Consider the following 6,297-nt stretch of genomic DNA (forward strand, 5'->3'; position numbering starts at 1 on the left):
CATGACTGACCATTTTTCCTTTGCCAATGAAACAGATTTTGCATTTCCCAATTTTGCATTGGAGTGTATTGTCCATGTCGGTAAACAGTTCCATAAAAGCGTTTCTGTCGAGCAACTTCACCATACGCTGGGGCTGGATGCGCTGACCCTGACCGATCCACAATTGCGTGAAGCTGCCGATGCCATCGCACTGCACAGTAAATTTGTCCATTTGGTGCCTGATACAGCAACGGACATTCCTTTACCGGCGTTGATTGAATTGGAGCAACGCTGGTGGGTACTGTCAGAAATTCATTCTGATGGGTTTACCCTGTTCGATCCCATCAACGGCGAGCATAAAGCCCATCGTCTGATCGAACAAGGCAAAACAAACAAGTACAAAATCCTGCTGGTCGCGGATAAGTTACTGACCGAAAAACAGGTTAAATTTGGCCTGAGTTGGTTTTACCCTTCCCTATTGAGGCAAAAAAATCAGTTACGGGATATTTTTCTGTTTGCCATCGTGTTGCAACTCTTCGCTCTGGCCGCTCCCCTGTTATTCGAAAATGTCATTGATAAGGTACTGGTCGGGCGGAGCCTCTCCAGCCTGCATGTCCTCGGAATGGCAATGCTGGCTCTGGCATTGGCGGAACCTCTGTATGGTTTCTTGCGCAATACCGTATTCGGGCATATGGCCAGCCAAATAAATTCCGAACTCTCCGGCAGGCTTTATCGCCATTTAGTCGGGTTGCCCCTGCCCTATTTCAAGCAACGCCAGACAGGGCAAATTATTGCCCGAGTTCGGGAAATGGCGCAGATTCGCCAATTCCTGACGGGTTCGACCCTTATGCTGCTGCTTGACCTGATTTTCATCATTTTGTTTCTGGGAGTCATGTTTCACTATTCCACCCTGTTAACCGGGATCGTGCTCAGCTCATTGGTACTCTATTTCTTGCTATGGATTGCCGTCGGGCCAATCATTCGGCGCAAAGTAGAAAAAGAGTATGAAGCTGATGCCAATGCCACCAGCTTTCTGACCGAAGCGGTCTCCGGCATCGAAACCATCAAAACGACAGCAACAGAAAAACGATTTTTACATCAGTGGCAAAAGGTATTGAGCCAACAACTGCTCTCCCGCTTTGCCGCCCAGAAAAGCGGATTATTCGCCGGACAGGGGATCGCATTTATCCAAAAATTCGTTGCCGCATTGCTTTTGTGGTGGGGAGTCAGAGAGGTATTGAGTGGAGATCTCTCTCCCGGCGAATTGATTGCTTTCAATATGCTGGCAGGGCACGTTACTCAGCCCATTTTGCGGCTGGCCCAAGTCTGGCAAGATTTTCAGCATACCCTCATTGCCTTGCGGCGGGTTGGCGATATTCTTGATGAACCGATGGAACACAGCCAGCAAGGGTTGGTTTCCGCCCCTGAACTTGCCGGCCAGATTGAATTCAGGAATATCCGTTTCCGCTATCACGCTGATACGCCGGAAGTGTTGGCTAATCTTTCCATGGCGATTAAGGACGGTGAATTTATCGGTATCACCGGGCCATCAGGTTCGGGCAAAAGCACGCTGACCCGATTGCTGCAACGCTTGTATGTGCCGCAGCATGGTCAGGTATTGGTTGACGGCATGGATTTGGCGATAGCCTCTCCGGTATCACTGCGACGTAACATGAGCGTTGTTTTGCAAGAAAGCATTCTGTTTTCCGGCAGCATTGCCGACAACATTCGTTTATGTAAACCCAATGCCAGCGACGAAGAAGTGTACCGAGCCGCAACCCTCGCCGGCGCCATTGATTTCATCAATGCATTTCCCCATAAATTCGCCCATCCGGTTGGTGAAAAAGGCAATAACCTTTCCGGCGGGCAGCGGCAGCGTATCGCATTGGCAAGGGCATTGTTGAATGATCCCAAGATCTTAATCCTTGATGAAGCCACTTCCGCACTGGATTATGAATCGGAAGCCGCCATCATGAGCAATATGGATGAAATATGCCGCAACCGGACGGTAATCAGTATTGCCCATCGGCTAAATACGATCCGCCATGCCGATAAAATCTTCGTGTTGGATCAGGGAAAAATCGTTGAATCAGATACACACGATGTGCTGGTGCAACAAAATGGGTTATATGCCCAACTTTGGCAGCAGCAAACCCAATAATTATCGATTAACACAAAAGGGCAGAGATCTGCCCTTTTATATACAGGCTGATTCTGTTCCACCAATAAAATAATTTTTGGCTTTTTTAAATGAATATTGATAGCGATATCAAACCATTATATTGAATGAAGAATTTGTGCTAACTAAACGTTATCAGAAAAGTAATAAATTTCGTTGACCCTTTATAGATTATTTTATGCCATCCTGCCATTAATAAACATCTTTCATAAATTTATTGAAATTCATATTCAATAATAACTAGCCAAAAAGCATTCTCCAATATTGATGAACCGATTTTATTGATGTTCACTGGCGGAGAAATTCTCCGCCTTCATGTTATTTAGCAATGTATTTTATTGATGAAATAAGGGAATAATATGAACACTCAAAATAATAAATTTAATACACAAATTTCAGACGAAGATGAATTAGTCGTTTTACCCACACGAAAATATGTAAAAGACGCTATTCACAATCATGCTTTGGGCCGCGAGCATCCTGATGCGACCTTAAAAGACAAAGGGTTTGTGGTACTGAATAATGATTTTGGCAGTGACAGTGAAACCACCGCAGCAACACCAAAAGCCGTGAAAGCCGCTTATGATTTAGCGAATATGGCAAACCAAAATGCGATTAATGCCAATAATAATGCCAATGCACGATTAGAAAAAAATCAAAATGGCGGAGATATTCCAGATAAAAAAGAATTTGTGAAAAACCTAGGTTTATCAGAAATAGTTTATAAAACTGTGGGAAATGGCCCCAATCAGATACCGGATATGTCATTTTTCACATCAGGGCCTAATTGGTTCAAAATGCCTGACGGCAGAATTATTCAATATGGCACCGCTTGGTTTTCCAGGAAAAATGTTGATTTTTTTTATGCTGATGCCCATTTTCCCATCCCCTTTCCCAATGAATTATCATGTATGCTTGTAACACTACGGGGAGTCTCAAACCTATCCACTTCACTGTTCCACTTAGCATCTGATATGAATAGCAAAACATGGGCCGCCATTCCCATGAGACGCCCCACCAATGCAGCAGAATTACCCAATATACCGACAACACAAGCGGCTATGTGGCTAGCCATCGGCTATTAAATAGAGTCATTATGATGAAATATAAATATTCTGATAATGAATTTTATCCATATGCTTTAAAACAAGATTATATAAAATCTGGCATATGGCCTGATGAGGGTATTGACGTTGATGAAGCGATGTTTAAAGAGTATACGACGCCTCAGTCAGACAAAATAAGAGTCATGGGGAATGACGGAATGCCTGCATGGGATGATATTCCCCCGTTTCCCCCTGCTACTCTGCATGAATTACAGCAACACGCTGAGCATAAAAAGCAATATTTAATGTCTGAAGCATCAAATGCCATAGCTCCGCTGCAATATGCAGTCGATTTGAAAATGGCAACAAATGAAGAGCAATCCGCACTAATAGAATGGAAGAAATATTACGTCCTACTAAACCGCATTGATTGCTCAAAAGCGCCCAATATTGATTGGCCCGAAGCCCCTGAATAATAATCAAGGCAAACTTGCTGTGCCATGATTTTAGTTGCTTAGGTTAATCAGTATCAGGGTAGCAATTGTGGATTTCTGCTGTTGCTAATCCAATACCGATTTTTCAGGCTCCTGAACACGGACGTTCAGGCATGTTTAATTCCCGAGAATGACCAAGATTGAATATCTATTAGCCAAAACAACACGGTTTAATTATCAAAGAATTGAGCACATAAAGGTTGGATGTTATCTGTTTTTGTGTATAAAAATTCAGTTTTTGTGCTATCAGTGACAGGCCCATGTACTTCAGATAGCTTCAATATCGTTTTACCCCTTTGTTTTTCTACTCCTTTAAATCTGAGCGAGGTATAAGGTTTCTTTTCGCCATCAAATGTGATTGAGATGACATCATTTGATATTGAATACGTTGATTTTTCCATTTTATTATCGTATATCACGCCATTATAGTAAGTCCCGCTGATGACTTTTTTACCGTTCCGAAGGCATGTGAAGGGGTAGAGATATGTCACGTTATTTTCCTTAAACTCCACAACGTTAGCTCTTCCCGTTTCTAGTGGCGTCATCGCCCAGATCCCAATGATATCGTTTTTTATATTGGTTCCTGCCAAGCTATAACCACAAAATAATAGTGCCAATACACCTACTGCAAGTCTCTTTTTCATATATCAACCTAGTGATTTCTATTTAAAGCAGATTGTAGCGTAAATATAAGCACCAATGCTAATCCACTCCTCCTTTGCCATTCCCGCAATATCTAAATTGAAATATAATCCTGCCCTTAGGAGTTATACGAACAAACACCCCTTCTATCTGACTTAGTAGAGTAGCTCCATAACACAACATGTTCTTAAGGAAGAGAATAATAACGATGAAACAAGTTTCTATTACTGCTTTAGTTTTTTCTCGTACATCAGTGACATCGGTCGCCATGCCGATTGAAATTCTCACCATCGCCGCCAATGCCATTGGCGGCACTGCACCTCATGTCAATGTTATCTTTCCTGCCAATCCACAAATAACGGGCGATGTAAATGACCTGTTTGTGGATGCCGGCACGGCTGCCCGCAATACTCTGCATTATTCTCTCCACCACGGGCGGCAACCGGACATTATTCTGATTGGTTCGCTGGGGTTTCCTGAATGGGGATCGCAGTATTGCTCACAAGAAATGATTGCATGGCTTAAGGCAATGGATGAAAAAAATGTGCCCATCGTTTCAATCTGTTCGGGGACGTTTCTGCTTGCCAAAGCCGGTTTATTGCAGGCAGGAGCGACTATTCACCCCCATTTTTCAGCTGAATTCCAACAACTCTTTCCCCATATCCCACTTTATTGTGACAAAAAAGTTATCAGCGATAACCGCCGTTTTTGTATTTCCAATGCTTATGGCGGTGGAAGCTGCATGTTGAATATCGTTGAATTGATTTATGGACAGTATGCCAGAGAGCAATGTGCAAAATTCTTGTTAGGCGAAAATGACAGCAAAAACGTGCCAGATCACGTCAGTTTTACCCCTTATCGCCAACATGGTGATCTTTTGATCCATAAATTGCAAGATTGGATGCATGCTTCTCCCTCAGAAATTTTATCCGTTGCAGACTTAGCCAATAAAATTCATCTCTGTGAACGCCAGATGAAACGCCGCTTTAAAATCGCAACCGGAAAAACACCAATCCAATATATCCAGCAAATCCGTATGTCACAGGCAAAACACTGGCTGGAAAAATCACAGAAGACCATTGAAGAAATCAGCCATGAAGTGGGCTACGAAGATACGCGTTATTTCAGAGAATTGTTTAAACGCTGCAATGGACTGACCCCAAAAGAATACCGTCAAAAATATCATTTTTAATTTTTTTTCATCATTGATTTTGCACTCTGTAAATAATCAGCAACACTAATAGGTAACGGATTTTATTATCCGGTTTCAGCGCCTGCCTTAACCCATTGTTATGCTTATGATAAGGCAGGTTTTTCACTGCTTACAGAGGTTAACACCATGTTAAAGCGCAAGTATCTGACCCAACCTGAGATCGAGGTACTGCTTCGAGAATTGGGTAAGCAAGCTCATGCAGAGAGAAATATTTGCATGATTTTTATGGGTTTTATTCATGGATTTCGTGTGTCTGAACTGCTGAACCTGAAGCTGTCTGATGTGGACTTGGTTAGCCGCAGCCTGCGTGTCCAGCGACTGAAAAATGGCTTTTCCACTGTTCATCCCATGGTGCAGCGTGAAATCCAACTTATTCGTCACTGGTTGGTAGAACGTCAAAATTACTTAACAAAAAGACGGAGCCCCTCCCCTGCATCAGGAGAAGAAACAGATTGGCTATTTCTCTCCCGAAATGGTCAGCGTATATCACGCCAGCAAATGTATAAAATCATCAGACAAACCAGTTTGAAGGCAAAATTATCGATTTGCGCGAATCCGCACATGTTGAGACACGCCTGTGGTTATGCACTGGCAGACAAAGGTGTCGATACCCGCCTGATTCAGGACTATTTAGGCCACCGAAATATCCGCCATACAGTCCGCTATACCGCGAGTAATGCGGGTCGGTTCGAGACTATCTGGGATTCGAAAGGAAAACGCGCATACTTAACAATTAGTACCAAA

General features: G+C 43.1%; 6 protein-coding genes. 5 read left to right on the forward strand and 1 reads right to left on the reverse strand.

The genetic code is table 11. The annotated features are described in order from the left end of the window. The first annotated feature begins 1 nt into the window (after nucleotide 1). The 3 genes from FE392_RS10655 to FE392_RS10665 all read left to right on the forward strand — a co-directional run bounded on the left by FE392_RS10655 (nucleotide 2) and on the right by FE392_RS10665 (nucleotide 3,680). On the forward strand, nucleotides 2-2,140 hold the full coding sequence (locus tag FE392_RS10655; protein WP_319930199.1) for a type I secretion system permease/ATPase: 2,139 nt from the start codon (nucleotides 2-4) through the stop codon (nucleotides 2,138-2,140). Between the two features lie 377 nt (nucleotides 2,141-2,517). Then, nucleotides 2,518-3,243: a tail fiber protein gene (locus FE392_RS10660; protein WP_319930200.1), complete on the forward strand. Its 726-nt coding sequence runs from the start codon at nucleotides 2,518-2,520 to the stop codon at nucleotides 3,241-3,243. 11 nt (nucleotides 3,244-3,254) lie between these two features. Further along, a complete protein-coding gene (locus FE392_RS10665) occupies nucleotides 3,255-3,680 on the forward strand; it encodes a tail fiber assembly protein (RefSeq protein ID WP_319930201.1) in 426 nt (141 codons plus the stop codon). A gap of 188 nt (nucleotides 3,681-3,868) precedes the next feature. On the opposite strand, the gene FE392_RS10670 is transcribed toward FE392_RS10665, so the two are convergent. Next, nucleotides 3,869-4,342, reverse strand: coding sequence for a hypothetical protein (locus tag FE392_RS10670; RefSeq protein ID WP_319930202.1), 474 nt, complete (start codon nucleotides 4,340-4,342; stop codon nucleotides 3,869-3,871). Between the two features lie 206 nt (nucleotides 4,343-4,548). Here FE392_RS10670 and FE392_RS10675 point away from each other — a divergent pair, with 206 nt between their 5' ends. Both FE392_RS10675 and FE392_RS10680 read left to right on the forward strand, forming a co-directional pair. Beyond that, nucleotides 4,549-5,532 carry a GlxA family transcriptional regulator gene (locus tag FE392_RS10675; protein ID WP_319930203.1) on the forward strand — a complete coding sequence of 328 codons (984 nt, stop codon included), beginning with the start codon at nucleotides 4,549-4,551 and terminating at the stop codon, nucleotides 5,530-5,532. 147 nt (nucleotides 5,533-5,679) lie between these two features. Then, the coding region (locus FE392_RS10680; protein ID WP_319930204.1) for a tyrosine-type DNA invertase at nucleotides 5,680-6,297 on the forward strand (618 nt) is incomplete at its 3' end.

Origin of the sequence: Xenorhabdus santafensis (assembly GCF_033949405.1) — a bacterium.
Taxonomy (GTDB): Bacteria; Pseudomonadota; Gammaproteobacteria; order Enterobacterales; family Enterobacteriaceae; genus Xenorhabdus; species Xenorhabdus santafensis.

Excerpts from the sequence above, each read along its gene's own strand:
- FE392_RS10670 (WP_319930202.1), bottom strand. The coding sequence starts at position 4,342 with ATGAAAAAGAGACTTGCAGTAGGTGTATTGGCACTATTATTTTGTGGT.
- FE392_RS10665 (WP_319930201.1), top strand. The coding sequence starts at position 3,255 with ATGATGAAATATAAATATTCTGATAATGAATTTTATCCATATGCTTTA.
- FE392_RS10660 (WP_319930200.1), top strand. The coding sequence starts at position 2,518 with ATGAACACTCAAAATAATAAATTTAATACACAAATTTCAGACGAAGAT.
- FE392_RS10655 (WP_319930199.1), top strand. The coding sequence starts at position 2 with ATGACTGACCATTTTTCCTTTGCCAATGAAACAGATTTTGCATTTCCC.
- FE392_RS10675 (WP_319930203.1), top strand. The coding sequence starts at position 4,549 with ATGAAACAAGTTTCTATTACTGCTTTAGTTTTTTCTCGTACATCAGTG.